Origin of the sequence: Kitasatospora sp. MAA19 (assembly GCF_029894125.1) — a bacterium.
In the GTDB taxonomy this organism is placed as follows: domain Bacteria; phylum Actinomycetota; class Actinomycetes; order Streptomycetales; family Streptomycetaceae; genus Kitasatospora.
Window position 1 is genome coordinate 13,591 of record NZ_JARXYZ010000020.1, and the last position, 17,857, is coordinate 31,447.

At 71.4% G+C, this 17,857-nt stretch carries 21 protein-coding genes and 1 pseudogene; 10 read left to right on the forward strand and 12 right to left on the reverse strand.

What is annotated here, in order from left to right; all coding sequences use genetic code 11:
- Positions 1-136: 136 nt before the first annotated feature.
- From P3T27_RS26470 to P3T27_RS26485, 4 genes are read left to right on the forward strand one after another with little or no spacing between them, the layout of a single operon-like run.
- Positions 137-925, forward strand: coding sequence for a hypothetical protein (locus P3T27_RS26470; protein WP_280682766.1), 789 nt, complete (start codon positions 137-139; stop codon positions 923-925).
- Positions 916-1,668, forward strand: a complete 753-nt coding sequence (locus P3T27_RS26475; protein ID WP_280682768.1) for a hypothetical protein — start codon at positions 916-918, stop codon at positions 1,666-1,668. The genes P3T27_RS26470 and P3T27_RS26475 overlap by 10 nt, the downstream gene beginning before the upstream one ends.
- A gap of 20 nt (positions 1,669-1,688) precedes the next feature.
- The gene (locus P3T27_RS26480) at positions 1,689-1,961 is read left to right on the forward strand and encodes a DNA-binding protein (RefSeq protein WP_280682770.1); all 273 of its coding nucleotides are present in this window, start codon (positions 1,689-1,691) and stop codon (positions 1,959-1,961) included.
- On the forward strand, positions 1,958-3,130 hold the full coding sequence (locus P3T27_RS26485) for a hypothetical protein (RefSeq protein ID WP_280682772.1): 1,173 nt from the start codon (positions 1,958-1,960) through the stop codon (positions 3,128-3,130). The genes P3T27_RS26480 and P3T27_RS26485 overlap by 4 nt, the downstream gene beginning before the upstream one ends.
- Before the next feature lie 56 nt (positions 3,131-3,186).
- Here the strand turns inward: P3T27_RS26485 and P3T27_RS26490 are convergent, their stop codons facing one another.
- The 3 genes from P3T27_RS26490 to P3T27_RS26500 all read right to left on the reverse strand — a co-directional run bounded on the left by P3T27_RS26490 (position 3,187) and on the right by P3T27_RS26500 (position 6,054).
- The gene (locus P3T27_RS26490; protein WP_280682774.1) at positions 3,187-4,173 is read right to left on the reverse strand and encodes an aldo/keto reductase; all 987 of its coding nucleotides are present in this window, start codon (positions 4,171-4,173) and stop codon (positions 3,187-3,189) included.
- 88 nt (positions 4,174-4,261) lie between these two features.
- Entirely contained in the window at positions 4,262-5,083 is an 822-nt protein-coding gene (locus P3T27_RS26495) for an ABC transporter permease (protein WP_280682776.1), read from the reverse strand.
- Positions 5,083-6,054: an ATP-binding cassette domain-containing protein gene (locus P3T27_RS26500; RefSeq protein ID WP_280682778.1), complete on the reverse strand. Its 972-nt coding sequence runs from the start codon at positions 6,052-6,054 to the stop codon at positions 5,083-5,085. The genes P3T27_RS26495 and P3T27_RS26500 overlap by 1 nt, the downstream gene beginning before the upstream one ends.
- A gap of 103 nt (positions 6,055-6,157) precedes the next feature.
- Here P3T27_RS26500 and P3T27_RS26505 point away from each other — a divergent pair, with 103 nt between their 5' ends.
- Positions 6,158-6,895: a TetR/AcrR family transcriptional regulator C-terminal domain-containing protein gene (locus P3T27_RS26505; RefSeq protein WP_280682780.1), complete on the forward strand. Its 738-nt coding sequence runs from the start codon at positions 6,158-6,160 to the stop codon at positions 6,893-6,895.
- A gap of 118 nt (positions 6,896-7,013) precedes the next feature.
- On the opposite strand, the gene P3T27_RS26510 is transcribed toward P3T27_RS26505, so the two are convergent.
- From P3T27_RS26510 to P3T27_RS26530, 5 genes are all read right to left on the reverse strand, one after another.
- A complete protein-coding gene (locus P3T27_RS26510) occupies positions 7,014-8,414 on the reverse strand; it encodes a pyridoxal-phosphate dependent enzyme (protein WP_280682782.1) in 1,401 nt (466 codons plus the stop codon).
- 136 nt (positions 8,415-8,550) lie between these two features.
- Positions 8,551-8,982 carry an SRPBCC family protein gene (locus tag P3T27_RS26515; protein WP_280682783.1) on the reverse strand — a complete coding sequence of 144 codons (432 nt, stop codon included), beginning with the start codon at positions 8,980-8,982 and terminating at the stop codon, positions 8,551-8,553.
- A gap of 353 nt (positions 8,983-9,335) precedes the next feature.
- Positions 9,336-10,067: a hypothetical protein gene (locus P3T27_RS26520; RefSeq protein WP_280682785.1), complete on the reverse strand. Its 732-nt coding sequence runs from the start codon at positions 10,065-10,067 to the stop codon at positions 9,336-9,338.
- A 17-nt stretch (positions 10,068-10,084) separates the two neighbouring features.
- Entirely contained in the window at positions 10,085-10,270 is a 186-nt protein-coding gene (locus P3T27_RS26525) for a hypothetical protein (RefSeq protein WP_280682787.1), read from the reverse strand.
- A complete protein-coding gene (locus tag P3T27_RS26530) occupies positions 10,267-10,710 on the reverse strand; it encodes an ATP-binding protein (protein WP_280682789.1) in 444 nt (147 codons plus the stop codon). The genes P3T27_RS26525 and P3T27_RS26530 overlap by 4 nt, the downstream gene beginning before the upstream one ends.
- A gap of 173 nt (positions 10,711-10,883) precedes the next feature.
- On the opposite strand from P3T27_RS26530, the gene P3T27_RS26535 reads away from it, so the two are divergent.
- The 3 genes from P3T27_RS26535 to P3T27_RS26545 all read left to right on the forward strand — a co-directional run bounded on the left by P3T27_RS26535 (position 10,884) and on the right by P3T27_RS26545 (position 12,609).
- Positions 10,884-11,744 carry a helix-turn-helix transcriptional regulator gene (locus P3T27_RS26535; protein WP_280682791.1) on the forward strand — a complete coding sequence of 287 codons (861 nt, stop codon included), beginning with the start codon at positions 10,884-10,886 and terminating at the stop codon, positions 11,742-11,744.
- Positions 11,741-11,974 carry a DUF397 domain-containing protein gene (locus P3T27_RS26540; RefSeq protein ID WP_280682793.1) on the forward strand — a complete coding sequence of 78 codons (234 nt, stop codon included), beginning with the start codon at positions 11,741-11,743 and terminating at the stop codon, positions 11,972-11,974. The genes P3T27_RS26535 and P3T27_RS26540 overlap by 4 nt, the downstream gene beginning before the upstream one ends.
- Positions 11,975-12,246: 272 nt before the next feature.
- Entirely contained in the window at positions 12,247-12,609 is a 363-nt protein-coding gene (locus P3T27_RS26545) for a hypothetical protein (RefSeq protein ID WP_280682794.1), read from the forward strand.
- A gap of 54 nt (positions 12,610-12,663) precedes the next feature.
- Here P3T27_RS26545 and P3T27_RS26550 read toward each other — a convergent pair whose 3' ends face one another.
- The 4 genes and pseudogenes from P3T27_RS26550 to P3T27_RS26565 all read right to left on the reverse strand — a co-directional run bounded on the left by P3T27_RS26550 (position 12,664) and on the right by P3T27_RS26565 (position 14,970).
- Complete coding sequence (locus tag P3T27_RS26550) at positions 12,664-12,900, reverse strand: hypothetical protein (protein ID WP_280682795.1); 237 nt, start codon at positions 12,898-12,900, stop codon at positions 12,664-12,666.
- Positions 12,901-12,985: 85 nt separating this feature from the next.
- Positions 12,986-13,081 (reverse strand): annotated as a pseudogene (locus tag P3T27_RS26555) (IS5/IS1182 family transposase); the annotation flags it as partial.
- 26 nt (positions 13,082-13,107) lie between these two features.
- Entirely contained in the window at positions 13,108-14,283 is a 1,176-nt protein-coding gene (locus P3T27_RS26560; RefSeq protein ID WP_280682797.1) for a serine/threonine-protein kinase, read from the reverse strand.
- Positions 14,284-14,409: 126 nt separating this feature from the next.
- Complete coding sequence (locus tag P3T27_RS26565) at positions 14,410-14,970, reverse strand: TetR/AcrR family transcriptional regulator (protein ID WP_280682799.1); 561 nt, start codon at positions 14,968-14,970, stop codon at positions 14,410-14,412.
- 84 nt (positions 14,971-15,054) lie between these two features.
- Between P3T27_RS26565 and P3T27_RS26570 the strand changes: the two genes are divergently transcribed.
- Both P3T27_RS26570 and P3T27_RS26575 read left to right on the forward strand, forming a co-directional pair.
- Complete coding sequence (locus P3T27_RS26570) at positions 15,055-15,903, forward strand: patatin-like phospholipase family protein (protein ID WP_280682801.1); 849 nt, start codon at positions 15,055-15,057, stop codon at positions 15,901-15,903.
- Between the two features lie 326 nt (positions 15,904-16,229).
- On the forward strand, positions 16,230-17,750 hold the full coding sequence (locus tag P3T27_RS26575; RefSeq protein WP_280682803.1) for a glycosyl hydrolase family 18 protein: 1,521 nt from the start codon (positions 16,230-16,232) through the stop codon (positions 17,748-17,750).
- The last annotated feature ends 107 nt before the right edge of the window (positions 17,751-17,857 follow it).

Sequence of the window (17,857 nt, forward strand, 5' to 3'; positions counted from 1 at the left end):
ACAGGGTGTGGCGCAGGCCACATCCTCAAGCGGTCGCGGGCCCCCTGATCCTGGCCGCCCACCCGCAGACTCTTCGTCGTCAGCCCGGCCGTCACCAGGCTGTCCGCCCCCTCTCCTCCTCTCCCGGGAGACCGCCTTGCCCGAACCCCCGTCACTCCCCGGCGCCTCCAGCCAGCCCCTGCCGCCGCTCTCGGGCCTGCTCTGTGTGGATCTGAAAGGCTTCACCGAGTTGCCCGGCGCGGTCCACGCGTCGGTCAGCGCCTACCTTGAGCCCGTCATCGACGCCGCCCTCACCGCAGCCGGCCTCGACGGCATCCGGACCGCGAAGCGCTTCCTTGCCAACTCCGGCGACGGGGTCGCGTTCGGCTTCGATCCCGCCCTGCTGGGCTTCGTCGTCCACCCTTTCCTCGACCGCCTCGACGAGGAACTCGGCAAGCACAACGCCGATTCGGGTCACATTCGGCTCCGGATGCGGGCCGGCATCCACTCCGGCCACGTCACCCCTGAAAGCGCCCCCGGCGAGGGCAACGGACCGGCGAGGAACGAGTTGCACCGGTTGCTCGACTCCCGGGAGATCAAGGCCGTGCTGGCCAGGGCCAGTTCCGAGACGACGCACCTGGTGGCGATCATCTCCGACCGGGTGTACGAGGACGTGGTCGCCTCGCAGCACACCGGCCTGCACCCGGACCGGTTCCAGAGCGTCCTGGCGACCGTCCCCGGAAAGGCGTTCGCCCGGAGGGCCTGGCTCTACGTCCCGACCCCCTCCGGAAACCTCCTCGCCACACCCGGCTGTGTCCCGTCCCGCCGTCCCAGCGCGCTCAGGGGGCTCTTCACCGCGTTCGGCCGCCTGAGCTCGAAGATCAATCCCCTTCTCGACCGCATCGACCCGCACCGTTCGACTGGAGGAACCGACTCATGGCTCTGATCCCGTACAACAGCGTGCTCGACGTCATCCACGCGCGGGTGACCAGCGCCGCCCACCTGCGACCGGGTGCCCTCCCGGTCGAGGTGGGCGGCGAGACCGTCCACCTCGACCTGCCTCAAGCCCGGGCGGCGCTGTACGAGCAGCCGGTGGACGAGGCGCTGCGCAACGAGGTCTGGCGCGGGGCCGTCGCGCTGGCCCAGCACGACGCGCTGGCGGCGGCCATCGGCTCGACCGAGGTCACCGGGTGGGTCGAGGCCGTCGTCTGGCTCGCCCTGCCGCACCTCGGCCGGATCGCCCGTCAGGCATCGGCCCGCCTGGGCGCGGACCGGCGGGACGTCGAGTCCGAGGTCACGCTCGCGATCGTCGAGCGGCTGGCCGAGGTGTCGGCGGACGACCCCGACGTCGGAATGGATCTACTCCGGACGGCCGGCCGCCGGGGGTGGGAGTTCGCCCGCCGGTCGGCCTCCGGAGGACAGCCGGTGGAAGACATCGTCGCCGTGGCCGACGCCCGCACCGCCGAGTCGGCCGAGGACTTCTGGGAGCTCACGATCACCCCGCCGGACCGCGTGGACGGCCTGGCCGCGCCGTTGCGCCTCACCTCCCGCTCGACCGTGGAGGGCGCCCGACTCAGTGAACTCGCTGACCACCTCGGCCTGCGCGAGGTGGTCCACCGCGCCCACCGGCCGCACCGCGGCCCGCGGCTCGGGTCGCTCTCCCTCCGCTCGGCGGGGGTCGGCCGGTGACCGCCCGTGCCGGTGGCCCGATGACCTTTCCCGAGTTGTTCGACCTCCCGCTGGTCGTCGACCTGCGCACCGCAGCCCGGGCGTTCGGCATCTGCCAGGCCACCGCTTACCGACTCATCCACCGCGACGCGTTCCCCTGCCCGGTGGTCCGCACCGGATACCGCTACCGGGTGCCCACCGTCGGCCTGCTCAGCGCCCTGGGCATCGAGGACCTCCCCGTCTACGCATCCGACCTGGACCCCTGGGTCAGCGCCCCGCCCCTGCCCGGTCTCGAATGGAAGGACCTCGCATGATCGCCATGACCGCGACCGCCCAACCGGAGCCGCCTCGACCGGAGCCGCTCCAGCCGGAGGTGCCCGAGGAGTTGCTGACCTGCTTCGTGATCGGCCCGATCGGGGACCGCCACGCCGAGGTCGGCAGCCCGGCCCGGCAGGCGTACGAGACGTCCCTCGAGACCTTCGAGGAAGTCATCGGCCCGGCCTGTGCCGCCTTCCGCGTCCAGGCGGTGCGCGCGGACCAGATCCAGCAGGCCGGGGAGATCACCGAGCAGATCTGCCGCCACGTGCTGCAGTCCGACATCGTCATCGCCGATGTGACCGGCGGAAACGCCAACGTGATGTACGAACTCGGCCTCCGGCACACGACCGGCCGTCTCACCATCCACATCGGCGAGCACGGACGGCTGCCGTTCGACATCTCGCCCATCCGGACGATCCTGTTCAAGCGCTCCCGCAGTGGACTGGTGAACGCCCGCAACGAGTTGCAGGAGGCGCTGGAACGGGGGATCCGGGAGGGGTTCGCCCCGCTCACCCCAGCGAGGATCCTGCTCGGTCTCCGTTCTCCGGACGGGGTCGAAGTCTCTCCGGACGGGACCGAGGTCGAGGTGTCGGCGAAGCCGCGACCGGACGAGGCGGACGCGCCCGGTCTGATCGACCTCTTCGCCACGGTCGAGGCCGAGATGGACCTGATGACGGAGGGCATCGAAACCATGACCGGCCTGGTCAACACCATCGGCACCCTGGCCGAGGAGTTCGGACCGGACATGAAGCGCGCCTCGGCGAACGGTGCGCCACCGTCCGCCGCGCTCGCGACGGCCAGGCGCTTCGGCGCCGCCCTCAGCCGCCCAGCGGCCGAACTCAAGTTGTGCGCGGCGGAGTTCACCACGCGCATGTCGAACATCGACGCGACCGTGCACGCCTCGCTGGACATGTTCCAGCACCTGCCGCAGACCGGGGACGGCCAGGAGACCCACGGTTTCCTGCACCAGCTCATCGACATGTCCCAGGCCTCGCGCGAGGGTCTGGAGACGCTTCGGCTCTTCCGGATGATGATGGAGTGGCTCACCAACGTGAGTCGTGACCTGCGGGCCCCGGCCAGGGACATCATGGCCGCGCTCGACCTGGTCACCGCCGCGATGGTGCGGGTCGAGAGTTGGGATCAGCGGGCCCGGGCGCTGGTCTGAGCGGGTGGGCCGGGCGTCGGGGGCGGTGGCCTCCCGGCGCCCGGCCGGGGGTGCGGTTACCAGGCGTAGTCCTCCGGGGCCGGCTGGTGGCCGGGGAAGAGTTCGTCGAGGCGGTCGAGGGTCTTCTGGTCGAGCTTCAGGTCGAGGGCGGCGACGGCGGCGTCGAGGTGGGCGAGGGTGCGGGGGCCGATGATGGGGGCGGTGACGGCGGGGCGGGTGAGGAGCCAGGCGAGGCCGAGGTCGGCGGGGTCGGTGCCGAGGTCGGCGGCGAGGTCCTCGTAGGCCTGGATGCGGTCGCGGTGGACGGAGAGAAGGCCGTCGACCAGGGGCAGGGCGCCGCGGACGCGGGTGCCTTCGCGTTCCTTGCGGAGGATGCCGCCGAGGAGGCCGCTGCGCAGCGGGGACCAGGGCAGCAGGCCGAGGCCGTAGTGCTGGAGCGCGGGGATGACCTCGAGTTCGATGGTGCGGTCGAGGAGGTTGTAGAGGGACTGTTCGCTCACCAGGCCGAGGAAGTGGCGGGAGCGGGCGGCCTCCTGGGCCTGGGCGATGTGCCAGCCGGCGAAGTTGCTGGAGCCGACGTAGATGACCTTGCCCTGGGCGACCAGGACCTCCATCGCCTGCCAGATCTCCTCCCAGGGCGTGTCCCGGTCGATGTGGTGCATCTGGTAGAGGTCGATGTGGTCGGTGTTCAGGCGCCGCAGGCTGGCCTCGACGGCCCGGCGGATGGCGAGCGCGGAGAGCTTGCCCTCGTTGGGCCAGTCGCCCATCGCCCCGTAGACCTTGGTGGCGAGGACGGTGCGTTCGCGGCGGCCGCCGCCCTGGGCGAACCAGCGGCCGATGATCTCCTCGGTGCGGCCCTTGAGGTTGCCCTCGCTGTCGCGGCCGTAGGCGTTGGCGGTGTCGAAGAAGTTGATGCCCCGCTCGTGGGCGGTGTCCATGATGCGGTGGGCCTCGGACTCCTCGGTGTGGGGGCCGAAGTTCATGGTGCCCAGGCAGAGTCGGGAGACGGTCAGGCCGGTGCGGCCGAGGTGGGTGAACTCCATGGCGCCCACCTTCGGCCGCACCGGCGCCGATGTCCAGCACATTCCGCCAGCCGAACCGCGTCGGACGGGATCGCCGATTCCGGCCCGCTCAGCGCCCGTGCGTGGCGAACTTCCGTACGGCGAGCGGCACACAGAGCGCGAGCAGCAGGGCGCTCCAGAGCAGACCGGCCAGGACGGCGTGCCGCATGGGCCAGGCGTCGCCCGCCGCGGAGGGGTTGCCGAAGAGTTCGCGGCAGGCCTGGACGACGGAGCTGATCGGGTTCCAGTCGGCGACGACCCGCAGCCAGCCGGGCATGCCGCCGGTGGGCACGTAGGCGTTGGTGACCATCGCCACCGGGAAGACGGCGACGGAGAGTTGGCCGGCGGCCTCCTCCTTGCCGACCGCCAGGCCGAGGCAGGTGCCGACCCAGGTCATCACGAAGCGGAAGAGCAGCAGCAGTGCGAACGCGCCCGCCGCGTCGGTGGCGCCGCCCCGGGCTCGCCAGCCGGCGGCGAGCCCGACGAGGGCCAGCAGGGCCAGCACGAGGACGCTGACCAGCAGGTCGGCGAGGGTCTGCCCGAGCAGCAGACCGGTGCGGGAGACGGGCATGGAACGCAGCCGGTCGGTGACACCGCGTCCGACGTCGCGGGCGGCGCCGACCATGGTGGGCATGATGCCGTTGGTGGCGACCATGGCGAACAGGCCGGGCATCAGGAACTCGCGGTAGTCGCCGCCGCCCGGGATCCGCATCGCGCTGCCGAAGACGTACCCGAAGACCACCACCATGATCACCGGAACGCCCAGCGAGGCGGCCAACAGGCCCGGCGAATGGCGGTAGTTGAGGAGGATGCGGAGCATCGACGTCCAGGTGTCGACGACCATCCGGGCGGGGCGGGACGGCATCGGCGCGGGTGCGTACACGGCGGCCATCAGGCGGCGCTCCTCAGGGTGTCGGCGGATTCGCGGGTGAGTGCGAGGAACACGTCGTCCAGCGAGGGAGCCCGCACGGCGGCGTCCTCGGCGGTGATCCCGACGGTGTCCAACTCCCTTACCAGCGAGGGCAGCAGGACTGCCACGCCGGGCTGGGCCAGCACCGTCACGGTCCGTTCGGCCACGTCCACCTTCGCATCCCCGCCGGAGAGCGCGGACAGCACCGCGGCGGCGGAGGCGAGCTGCTCCGGATCGGCGAGGGTGACGGACAGCTGGCTGCCGATCGCGGCCTTGAGGCGGGCCGGTGGGCCGGTGGCGATGGCGGCGCCGTGGTCGACGACCACGATGTCGTCGGCGAGCCGGTCGGCCTCCTCCAGGTACTGGGTGGTGAGCAGCACGGTGGTGCCACCGTCGGCCAACTCCTTGACGGTGTCCCAGATCTCCTGACGGCTGCGCGGGTCGAGCCCGGTGGTGGGCTCGTCCAGGAAGAGCACCGGCGGGCTGGTGACCAGGCTGGCGATGAGGTCGAGGCGCCGGCGCATGCCGCCGGAGTAGGTGCGGACGAGCCGGTCGCCGGCCCCGGTCAGGTCGAAGCGTTCGAGCAGTTCGTCGGCGCGGGCCCGGGCGCGGCGGGCGCCGAGGTGGTGCAGCCGCCCGAGCAGGTGGAGGTTGTCGCGCCCGGTGATGCCCTCGTCGACGGCGGCGTGCTGCCCGGCGAGGCCGATGGCCCGGCGGACGTCCTCGGCGGCGCGGACGACGTCGTGGCCGGCGACCCGGGCGGTGCCCCGGTCGGGGGCGACCAGGGTGGCGAGGACACGGACGGCGGTGGTCTTGCCGGCGCCGTTGGGGCCGAGCAGCCCGCACACGGTGCCGGCGGGGACGGCGAGGTCGAGGCCGCGGAGCGCCTCGGTGGACCCGAATCGTTTCTCCACGCCCGTCATCTCGATGGCGGGTCGGGCGGTGTCGGACATGGCTCTGCCCCTTCTCTAGGTACAGCGTACGTAGAAGCGCGCGCAAGCGCATCGTACTACGTACGCCGTACGTATCTAAGATGGGAGGCCGAGGTGATCTTCAGTGCCGTCCAGCAAGCCCCCCAGCAGCAGCCAGCGCCCGGCCGCCCCCGAGGCGCCCGAACTGATCTGGCTGCGCCCCGAGCGCACCGGCCGCGGGCCGAAGCCGGCCCACAGCCGGACGTCCATCGCGGCCGCGGCCGTCGAGATCGCCGACGCGGAGGGCCTGGACGCCGCCTCCATGCGCCGGGTCGCGGCCGCCCTCGGGGCGGGCACCATGTCGCTCTACAACTACGTGCCGAAGAAGGAGCACCTGCTCGACCTCATGCTCGACGCGGCCGTCGCCGAGTACGACTACGCCGCCCTCGCCCCCACCGGCGACTGCCGTGCCGACCTCGCCCGCCTCGGCCACCAGCAGCTCGGCCTCTGCCGCCGCCACCCCTGGCTGCCCGCCCTGGTCATCTCCCGCCCGGGCATCGGACCCAACGCGTTGCGCTACACCGACCACTTCCTCGCCGTCACCGCACCCACCGGCCTGGACGGCGGAGCCCGGATGGAGGCCATGGCCCTGTTCAACGGCTTCATCTGCCAGTACGCCCAGTACGAGCAGTCGGCGGCTGCGGGCGCCAAGTGGCAGGCGGAGCTGGTCGGTTACCTCACCCGGGCCGCCATGAGCGGCGAATACCCGAACCTGGCACAGGCGTTCGCGACGTCCGGACCGCCCGGCGATCCGGACACCGCCTTCGACCGTGCACTGGACCGGGTGATCACCGCCATCCTGACCCCGCCGACGCCCCGCTAGCGAACACCCAGCCAGCAAACGCCCTGCCAGCGAACGCCCCGCCAGCGGGCGCGGCCCTCGAACCGCGCCCGCTCATCCGCTGCTCACCCCCTGCTCGCCCGCATTCCCACCCGCGCACTCACCCCCCGAACGCCGCCCGCGGCAGCACCGCCACCGCCCGCCCGTCGACCAGCACCACCGCAGCCTCGTGCGCCTCCCCCAGCACCGCCCGCGCCTCGGCCGGCGACTGCCCGACGCCCACCGCCGGCAGCACCGGCCCGATCAGCGCGCCCAGCGGATCACCCAGCGGATCACCCGGCTTGGCACCGCCGCCCGAGAGCGCCGCCGCCAGCACCGCCCGCGACACCGAGCCGACCACCTCCGTCGCGCTCACCCCGTACGGCCTCGCCGCCCGCGCCAGCACCACCGGCGCCACCCCGCCGGGCGCGGCGCGCAGCGCCTCCAGCGCCTCGCCGACCGTCGCACCGGCGTCGACCACGACCAGCGGGCCGGCCCCGTCGAGCAGCGGGCGAATCAGCGGCCGGAGGTCGTCCGCCTCCTCCAGGAAGCCCCACTGCCGCATCCAGTCGTCACTGTGCACCTTGGAGAGGTAGGACCGCCCCGAGTCCGGCAGCAGCACCACGACCAGGTCGTCCGGCCCGAGGCGCCGCGCCACCCGCAGCGCCGCCGCCACCGCCGTGCCCGAGGAGGGCCCGGCCAGGATGCCCTCCTCGCGGGCGAGCCGGCGGGCCGTCAGCAGCGACTCGCGGTCCGGGATGCGCTCGAAGGCGTCCACCGCGTCCGACCGGTAGGCCTGTGGCCAGCGGTCCTCGACGGTGTCGGGGTGGAGGAAGTGCCCGATGCTATCGACGAACCACGGACTGCCGTCCCCGCCCCCGTACATCGAGGACTCCGGGTCCGCGCCGACCACGGTCACGGAGCCGCCGGACACCTGCCTGAGGTAGCCGCCGTTGCCGGTGATGGTCCCGCCGGTGCCGACGCCCGCGACGAAGTGGGTCACCCGGCCGCCGGTCTGCTCCCAGATCTCGGGGCCGGTGGTGCGCACATGGGCGTCCGGATTGGCCGGGTTGTCGTACTGGTTGGCGAGCCAGGCGCCGGGGATCTCCTCCACCAGCCGCCGCACGACGTTGAACAGGTGCGCCGGGTCCTCGGCCGGCACGGCCGTCGGGGCGAGCACCACCTCCGCGCCGTACGCCCGCAGGATGTCCGACTTCTCGGGCGCGGACTTGTCGGACACCCCGGCGATCACCCGGTAGCCGCGCTGCCGCCCGACGATGGCCAACCCGATGCCGGTGTTGCCGGAGGTCGCCTCGACGATCGTCCCGCCCGGCCGCAGCAGACCGTCCCGCTCGGCGGCCAGCACCATGGACAGCGCGGCGCGGTCCTTGACGCTGCCGCCGATGTTGAGGAACTCGGCCTTGGCGTAGATCGGCGCGGGCAACCCGGCGCCGAGCCGGGCGAGGCGGAACAGGGGCGTCCCGCCGATCGCGTCGAGTACGGATTCGTGCACTGCGGCCATGTGCGGCCCCCTTCGGTCGGTGTCCGACCGAGCCTGCCCAGCCACGAGGCCCGATAGCCGCCGCGCCGCGGAGTGAAAGCCGCGGAGTGAAAGCCGGCCGCGCCGCCTTTCACTCCGCCCTCCCGCTTGTGCCGCCCTACCTGTTCTCCACCATCTCCTTGAACTGCTCCAGATCCGTTCGCACCGCCTGCTCGACGGCCCGCACCTGGGCGAACCCCTTCGGCCCGCCGAACGCCTCCCGCAGCTCGGCCCCGTCGTACTCCAGCCGCGCCTGCAGCGCGCAGTGCCCGTCGTCCAGCTCCAGCACGGCGAAGGCGCCCTTCAGCTCCGGGCTGCCGCCGAGCGTCTGCCACGCCAGCACCTGCTCACCGCCCCGGTCGGTGAGCTCGGTGTCGAAGCCGCGTGGTTCACCCCCGGCACCCACGTCGAAGTGCGCCCGGCTGTCGCCCTCGGCGAAAGCGCTGCGCACACCGTCGACGAACTGTGGATACTCGTCGATCCGGTGCAGCTGTGCCCAGACCTGCTCAGCAGGGGCGTCGATCTCGATCTGTTCTTCCAGCCTGCTCATCGGAAGCCTCACTTCCCGAACCGGCGGCCCAGCCCGGCCCGGCCGGGCCATCAAACCCCTTCCAGCCTGCGCCGCCCCGCGCCGACCCGCACGTTCGCACGGGAACCGCCGCGCGGCGTCCGGGGCTTTGCGTGACTGATCCACTGCGTTGCGCTGGCGGAGGCCGTCGGCGGGAGCGGTCGGCGGGGGCCGTCGGTGGGAGCGGTCGGCGGAGGCGGACTGGCGCGGCGCGAACCGGGGCGCGCAACGGCCCGTACGCGCCCTCTGAACTGGTCACGCTCCAAGTTGCGCAACGGCGCCGGGTACGCCCGCCCCCTCCGGGGTGGCCTGTACGGAGAGTGACCGGGGCGCGGTCAGATGAGCGGGGCGAAGAGGTCGCGCTCCCAGTGGACGAGCCAGGAGGCGGTGAGCGACGGCAGCTCCTGGCCGTCCGTGGACTCGTCGTACGGCAACACGGCGGTCGGGGCGAGCCAGCCCTCCCCCGGGTCGATGCGGACGCGCAGCAGCTTGAGCGGTCTGCGCAGGGCGAGGAACATTCGCAGGTCGCCGGTGTGGGGGTGGTGGGTCTCGTAACGGTCATGGACGGTACGGCAGATGGACTTGATGTCGGTGTCCGCGAGCAGGAGGTGGCGACTGCCGGGGCCGAGGTTGACGCAGAGCCGCCGACGGGCGCTGTCGCGGTCCGGGTAGGGCAGGTTCTGGTGGTCGTCGACGTGCAGGCCGGGCCGCAGGCCGCTCTCCGGCAGCCGGTGGGTGACCGGTTCGCCGGGCGGGTCGTCGGTCTCGCCGAGGGCGACGAGCATCGGGTCAGCGAGGAAGCCGACCAGCGCGGCGAGGGCGTGGACGTCGGTGACGGTCTCGGGGAGGCGGAAGAACTCGACCAGGCCGCTGTCCTTGGTGAAGACACCCGGCGCGAAGCGCTCGGGGTGGTCCCCGGGGAGCGGGGACCAGTCGCCGGCGGGGACGACGGCGCCGTTCTCGTAGCCGGGCACGTCGTGGAGTCTGCGGACGCCGCCGATGTCGCAGCGGGCACGGAGGGCCTCAGGGTCACGGAAGACGATGGCGGCGGGGTGCATGGTGGTCACGGGTCGAACTCCTCGGGTCAATCGTCGTCGTCGACGTCGTTGTGACGGTTGATGCCGGTCATCAGGGCGGCGGCCAGGGTGGTCCACCAGACGACATCGGCGGTGGCCGGCTCGCGCGGTGGGACGAGGTCCGAGGCGAAGCAGGCGAGGGCGAGGCTGGCGGCGGTGATCGCAGCCGTGGTGGCGAGCTTGATGGTGCTCAACTTTCGGGCGAGGGAACGTTGCTGTTCGCAGCACGAAGGACGCGCGCCCAGACGCGTTTGCCCTCGTCGCGCCGCGTGATCACCCCGAAGTCGAAGGCGATCCGGCGGGCGAGTTGGATGCCCCGGCCGCCTTCGTTGAAGCGGCGCGGACGCGGCTCGCGAAGCGGGAGGTCGCCGCGGGGGTCCCAGACTTCGAGGCGGCAGTCGCCGTCGAACTCCTGGAGGTAGAGGCGGACTTCGCCGTGGCCGTGGCAGGCGTGGACGACGGCGTTGGTCACGAGCTCGGAGGCGATGAGGACGAGGTCGTCGACCGGCTCTCCGGCCCAGCCCCAGGAGGTGAGCTGATCGCGGATCAGACGGCGGGCGGTGCAGACCGAGGTCGCGTGCTCGGTGAGGGCGGTCTCCCAGGTTCGGAGGACCGGGTTACGCAAGGTGGACATGAGTCACCCCACACCTTCAGTGGCGTGTTCGTGCGGTCACGTTGAGTGTGGATCCTCGTAATTCGAAAACGCAACCTCAATGCCAGAGAAATTAATTGATCATGATTTGGACTTGAGCCCAGGCCTACGAACTGGCGAGACTGGACCCCACACACCGCAGGGAGGGGCGCCACTTGAGCAAGGACCTATCGGCCATCAGGCAGATCCGCCTTGGTGACGAACTGCGCACCTGGCGGCTGGAGAACAACAGAACGCTGACCGACATGACCGCCGGCCTGAAGGGGTGGAGTGCCGGTCGGCTCAGCAGAATCGAGCGAGCCCTACAGCCGATCAGCGCGGCCGACCTGGCCACGTTGCTTGACCACGCCGGGGTCACTGGTCAGGAGCGGGAAGATCTCGAAGCGTTCCTCGGCTCCGGACCTCCGAAACAGTGGTGGCGCGACCTTGACTACTCCGAAACCATCACGCCAGCCTTCGCCGAGTACCTCGCCCTCGAAGCCGACGCTTCACACATGCTGAACTACTTCCCCTCGGCCTTCCCCGGCTTGGTCCAGACGATGGACTACGCCAAGGAGATGATCGGCGCGGGAGTTGACGCTCCGAACGAGGAGTTGATCGATGCCGGAGCCGAGGTTCGGATACTCCGCCAACGACGCCTGGCGGACGAACCAACTCTCACGTACGAGGCGTACTTCGGCGAGGTTGCGCTGCTCGTAGCAGGAGATCCGGACGTGTTGATCGGCCAGATCAATCACGCCATCAAGGTAGCCGGGTACCCAAATGTCTCGCTGCGCATGGTGCCGCTGAGCGCGGGAAGGCCCGGGATCCTCGCGTCAGGCGTCACCGTGATGCGCTTCCCGGACGACCCGGACGACGGCTTCGTCTTCGTCGAAGCCGTCGGCGGTATGCTCCCGCGTAGAGCGGGACGCGAAGTGCGCCGAGCCGAAAGGGCGTTTGCCCGAGTCAAGCGGTGCTCGCTGTCTCCGGAAGACACCATCGCCGCCCTTGAACGCAAGTTGGAAGAGTTGACGTGAGCAACAGGCACGACCCCTACGATCACAACCCTGCCGACGCCGCCTGGGCCAAGTCCCCCTTCTCTGCAGAAGGCAACGGCGACTGCGTGATCATCGCCCGCTTCGACAACGGCGACGTCTGGCTCGGCGACGACAAGAACCCGAACCGCCCCCACCTCGCCTTCGACCACGCCGAATGGACCGCCTTCGTCCAGGCCATCGAAGCCCGCGACCCCCGCTTCACCGCCTGAGCCCACCGCACCACCCCACGAGGGCCCGTCCGCCACGGTCGGGCCCTCCTGCCGTCTTAACTCGTTCCGGGCGAGCCCGGCGCGCCGTCGGCAGCGCGACGTGCCGTCGCCCTCGACTGAAGCACCCCTGGCGAACCGTCAATTAGGCCCTGTCTGGCACATGATCGTCCTTTGCTGAGGAGACCTGTGCTCTGCTGGACCATGTCGGCCGAGAGCGGGTTAGCCGCGGTGCTCGCGATGGGCTTCGGCGCGCGACTTTCAAGGAGACGATCATGGGGATTGAGCTCGAACTGCACTCTGCGCGGCCCACCTGGACCGAGTCGGACGACTGGCATACGTCCAGGGTTACGCTCCTTCAAGGATCGTACGAGCACGGAGAAGCGTTGGAACAGGTACTGTCCAGGCTAGGGAGGAGCAGCTCGGGCGAGCTCTGCCCGGGCGGGCTCCGCTCGGTCGATCGTGTCGGCGACACGCTGTTCGACGAGCGCGAGGCCGAGGCCGCTCTTCGGGAGATCCCCGGCCTCTTGCAGCAGTGCACCTATGAGTCGCATACGGCCGCCGTACGTGACCTGGCAACGCTGTTGGCCTCCTGCGTGGCGACGCCCGGCAGTTACCTGTGGTTCATGGGAGATTAGTACTCCAGCTGTAGTTCGTGAGGCGTGTGTGGCTGGAGGGATGAAATGGGTGGATCATTCCCAGCCGTGCTCGGCGTAGGTCCGGCTGTCCCACTCCGGGTGCTCTGTGGTGTAGGTGCCCCAGCCCATGCGCTGGTAGTACAACGTCATCGCGTCGAAGTAGCTCGCGGCCTCGACGGTCCACACGAGCCGGGCACGTTCGGACAAGAGCGCACGAGCCCCGTCTCCGCGCGGTCCGGCCAGGCAGAACGTCTTTCCCTCCTCGCCTTCGTCCCACAGCTCGTGAAGCACCGGCTCAGGATAGTGGTCGGGATCGGACGCCCGGAATATCCGCAGCCCGGTCAGATGAGCGCCGTCTCCGGTGGTGGCACTGTCGAGCTCGATACTTGAGCTTGTTGATCGCCCGTCCGACGGTGTCGCGCTTCTTGTAGCGGTCCTCGTCGAATCCGGGCGGCCGGCCCCCGGTCCTGCCGCCGCTCGGCTCCGCCCGCCGGCGGCTTACGCCGGGAGATAGCGATCAAGGGCCAGGGTCAACTGCTCGACCCAGTCGTTGAGTCGGGACGCCCGGCGCGTGCCCAGCCAACAGCGGACCACGCTGCCGTCGTGACGGTGGGCGGTCACCCTGAGCCGCCGGGACTCCACGGTGTGGTCGACGGTCCTGATCTCCGCCCAGGTGAGCGCAACGCTCTCTCCTTCGGAGTCGATCATGACGCCGTCCGCGTCGACGGTGACACTGCTCCCGCGGTCTGCCGCGATGAACACGAACTCGTCGTCGTCCTCCCCCTCGTCCCCGGTCCGCGGCTGTGCGCGGAGGGTCGGCGTGTACCCCACCGGGGCCGTCGCGAACGGCTTCTGTCCTTCCCCCGGGACCACGGTGGGGGTGTACTGCGCCGAGGCAGGCACGAACAGGTCCAGGAGCTGGTCCGTTGTGGGGCGCAGGGCCGGGTTCTTGGCCAGGCACGCGGCGACAGCCGGGCGCATTCCTTCCGGCACCGCGGACAGATCGGGCGCTTCGTGCACCGAACGGTACATCAGTCCGATGGGTGTTCCCGCGCCGAACGCACTGCCGCCCGCGGCGGCGACCAGCACCGCGCCGAGTGCGAACACGTCTGCGGCGCCGCTCACTTCGAGGCCTTGGGCCTGCTCCGGCGCAAGGAATCCGGGGGTGCCGAAGGCAGCTCCGGTCATGGTCAGGCGGGTTGACTCAACAGCACGCGCGATGCCGAAGTCCAGGACCCTCGGACCGTCCTCGGCCATGATGATGTTGCCGGGCTTGAGGTCGCGGTGGACCAATCCGCAGGCGTGGATGGCCTGCAGGGCCTCGGCCAGGGCCGCGCCGAGCATCCGCAACCGCTCCTCGCCCATCGGTCCCTGCGCTGCGAGCAGTCCGGACAGTGTGGGCCCCGGCACGTACGCCGTGGCGAGCCAGGGCGCCTCCGCCTCCGGATCGGCATCCACGACCGGGGCCGTGTGAAACCCACCGACCCGACGGGCCGCGGCGACCTCGGCCCGGAACCGCTCGCGAAAATGCGGATCGGCGGCAAGTTCCGGACGAGCCACCTTGACGGCCACCGCGCGGCCTCCGCGCGAACGTGCCAGGTAGACGGTGCCCATCCCGCCGGCGCCCAGTTCGCGTTCGACGGTATAGCCGCCGATACGCCTGACCTCGTCCATTCCGAACCCCATAGGTCGCGCGCCTCCCCGAGTCTTCGCGCGGACCAGTATGACCGAGGCTCCGAGCCTCCGGGCCCTCCCTCTCTGCCTGTAGCGATCGTATCGGCGACGTTCTTCGAAGGGCGTTCACTGCTTGAGGAGTTCAGCGAAGCGGTCCAGCGCACGATCGGTGCGGTGGCGGTCGCCGGTGGCTGTGAGATCGAACAACAGACCCCGGACAACGGCCATGACCAACGTGGGCGTGACGGTGTCGTCCGGACCGGTGGAGACGTCGCGGAAGGTGGCACCGAGAGTGCCGAACCAGTCCGTGATCGCCTCGCCCTGGTCGGGGTAGTTCTCGGGGTGGACCAGGCCGTCGGCGTGCACCTCGAAGAACAGCCGGACGAACGGCGCACGTTCGTCTGCGCTGATCCACGCCCAGATGCCACGCAGCCGCTCCTGCACGGAGCCCGTCGCCACCGGAAGGCGCTCGGCCAGGCGCACCGCACCTCGGCGACGGGCCTCGGCGAGGACCGCAGCGACCAACTCCTGTTTGCTGCCGAAGTCGTAGAGCAGCATCCGTGGGCTGGTGTCCAGGGCCGCGGCCAGTGGTCGCAGGCTCAGCCCGGCCAATCCGTGCGCCAGCACGTAGTCGGTCGCCCGCGCCAGTGTGCGCTCGCGACGGGCGGGATCTGCGGGTCGCCCCACGGTGGATCTCCTCTCGCAACTCGAAACTGAAACAGCGTTAGCGAGTATATGGTACGACTGTTTCACTAACGAGGGGAGACCACCTTGCGCACCTTCGACCGAGCACTCGTCCTGGGTCCCGGGAGTCACGTCGGCACGGCCTGGATGGCAGGGCTGGCCTACGGGTTGCGCCGCGACGGCGTGGATCTGGGCGAAGCCGACCTGATCGTCGGCACGTCGGCCGGCGCGATCGTCGCAGCGCTACTCGCCACCGACCAGGACCCGGGGCGGCTCGCGACGTCGGCTCGCCAGCCGGCTCACCGACTCAAGGCGGACCCCGCGCGGATGGGCGAGGTGTTCGCCGTGCTCGGCGACCGCAGCCTGGAACCCGGCGAGGCCAGGCGTCGCGTCGGCCGGCTCGCGCTCGACAGCACCGACCCCGAAGCCGATGAGGCGCTGATCGCGGGGCGCGCCGCCTTGATCGGTGCGGACGCGTGGCCGCAGCGGCGGCTGCTGATCGCCGCCGTGGACGCAACCACCGGTGAGCCCGTGGTGTGGGACCGCGACAGCGGCGTGCCGTTGGTGCACGCGGTGGCGGCGAGCAGCGCCTTCCCCGGGGCCGCGCCGCCCGTCGCCATCGACGGCCGGCGATACATGGACGGTGCGCTGCGGTCGGGTACCAACGCCGATCTCGCGGCCGGAGCCCGCACGCTGATCGTGGTCGAGCCGATGGCGCACCTGTTTCCCCGCGAGCCGCTCAACCAGCAGCTGGCGGCCGTGGGGGCGGACACCGTGGCGACCATCGGCCCCGATCCGGAGTCGGTGCGCGCTTTCGGCTCGGACCCGGGCGACCTGGCAGCCTGGGAGCCGGCCTACCAGGCGGGTCTTCGCCAGGCCGGCGACGTCGGCGCGCAACTCCGCTCCACGTGGCGGACGGAAGCCGACGCGGACTGACCGCCGACCAGGTCCGTGATGCGCGGGCGGGGGCAGCCCAGCGGATGAGTCGCCGCGTAGGCCGCCCCCTCCAGCAGCGCAGGCGCAGGTCCTCGGTGATCACAGAGCGTCTCAACTCGATGATCACCAAGACCTGCGCCCGTCCTGCTTCCGGGATAGCCCCACCACGCCTGTCCGCGCGACCTCCACGCCGCCCCTGACGATCAGTCAACTCGTTCACCCGAACCCGCCCGCGCCACCCGGTCCGGTCACTACCCTGCACAAGCACGGTCACACCCGGCGCCACACCGGGCACTTTCCGCTAGCGCGATGCAGGGAGAACTGTCATGAGCGAGCTGGTGTACCCGTCCGACCCCGGCCTCGACGGCCGGGCCGTCGACGCGGCCGAACGCACGTACCGGATGAACGGCTTCGACCCGGCGCGGGAGGACTCGAAGCTCTCCTTCACCCCCTGCCGGGTGGCCGGGCCCGCCTTCAACACCTACCGGCGCAGCGGCGAGCAGACCGTGTCCGGCTTCCTGGACACCACGTGGGCCTACGACAGCCGCCTGACGGACGATTCCGGCGGCCCCACCGGAGGGCCGGGCGCGGACCTCACCCGGCTGGAGGCCGCGAACGGCGCCTTCGACGAGATCGTCCTCGGCCTGGTCGGCATCGTCGGCGACCAGGGCAGCCTGGCGGCGGCCACCGCCCAAGCGGCACAGGACTTCGGCATCCCCGCCTCCGACCACGGCGCGGTGACCTTCATCGACCCGTGGAGCGCGGTGGCCGCCTACCTCGGCTACGGGTTCGACGGCTGGGTCTCCAACGACTACCCGGCCCTGTTCGGCCAGCAGCAGGCCCAGGGCCTGCTGGGCGCCGCACGCCGTCTCAAGGAGCGCAACCCGGACCTCGCGGTCGGCCTGCACGTCGGCGGCTGGGAGCTGAGCCAGGCCTTCCACACCATCGCGCAGGACCCGGCCTCGCGGCGGCGGTTCGCCGAGTCCGTGGTGCGCGTGTTCCGCGCCTTCCCGATGTTCTCCGCCCTCCACCTGGACTGGCGCTGGCCCGGCTCGGCCGGCGCCCCGCAGGCCGGGTACGGGCCGGAGGACGCCGGGAACTACGCCGCGCTCATCCGCGAGACCAGGGCCGCCCTGGCCGCTGCCGGCTCCGCCGCCACGATCGCCGTCGCGGTGCCGGCCTCCGCCGCCCAACTGGACGCGATGAACATCCCGCTCCTGGTGGAGGCCGGCGCCGAACGGCTGGACCTGATGTCCTTCGACTTCTTCGGCAGCCCCTGGTCCACCGGGCTCGGGCACCACACCTCGCTGCGCCGCGACCCGAGCAGCAGCCAGACGGACTGCGTCGACGGCGCCGTCACCCACCTGATCGAGCGCACCGGCGTGGACCCCCACCGCATCCACCTCGGCTACGCCACGACCACCCGCAACGCCAAGCGGTCCCGGCTCACCCGCAGCTCGCCCCTGCGCGGCACGTACGACACCGCTTCGGGCCAGACGGTCGGCTCCTTCGCGCCCGGCACGAGCACCTACGCCGACGTGCTGCGCAACTACCTCGACCTGGAGAACGGCGAGGGCCGCAACGGCTTCGAGCTGCACACGGACATCTCCGCCGACGCCGACTACCTCCACAACCCGGCCATCGGCGTCTTCCTCTCCCTCGACACCCCGCGCTCCGTCCGCGCCAAGGCCGAGTACGCCCGCGCCCGCGGCCTCGGCGGCCTGTTCGCCGAGCACGTCGAGGCCGACCCCGGCCTGCTCACCAACGCCGCCCGCGAGGGCCTGGGACACACCGTCACCACAACGGTCGTCGACATGAAGCCCCTCTACGTCACCGGCCGCGGCTGACGGCGGGTGACCGACCGCCGCCCGGGCGGCGGCACCACGGGAGGCCCCGTGCGGCCCGAAGCCCCCGGCCTACCGGCCGCCGGGCTTCCGACCGGGACTCACCACCC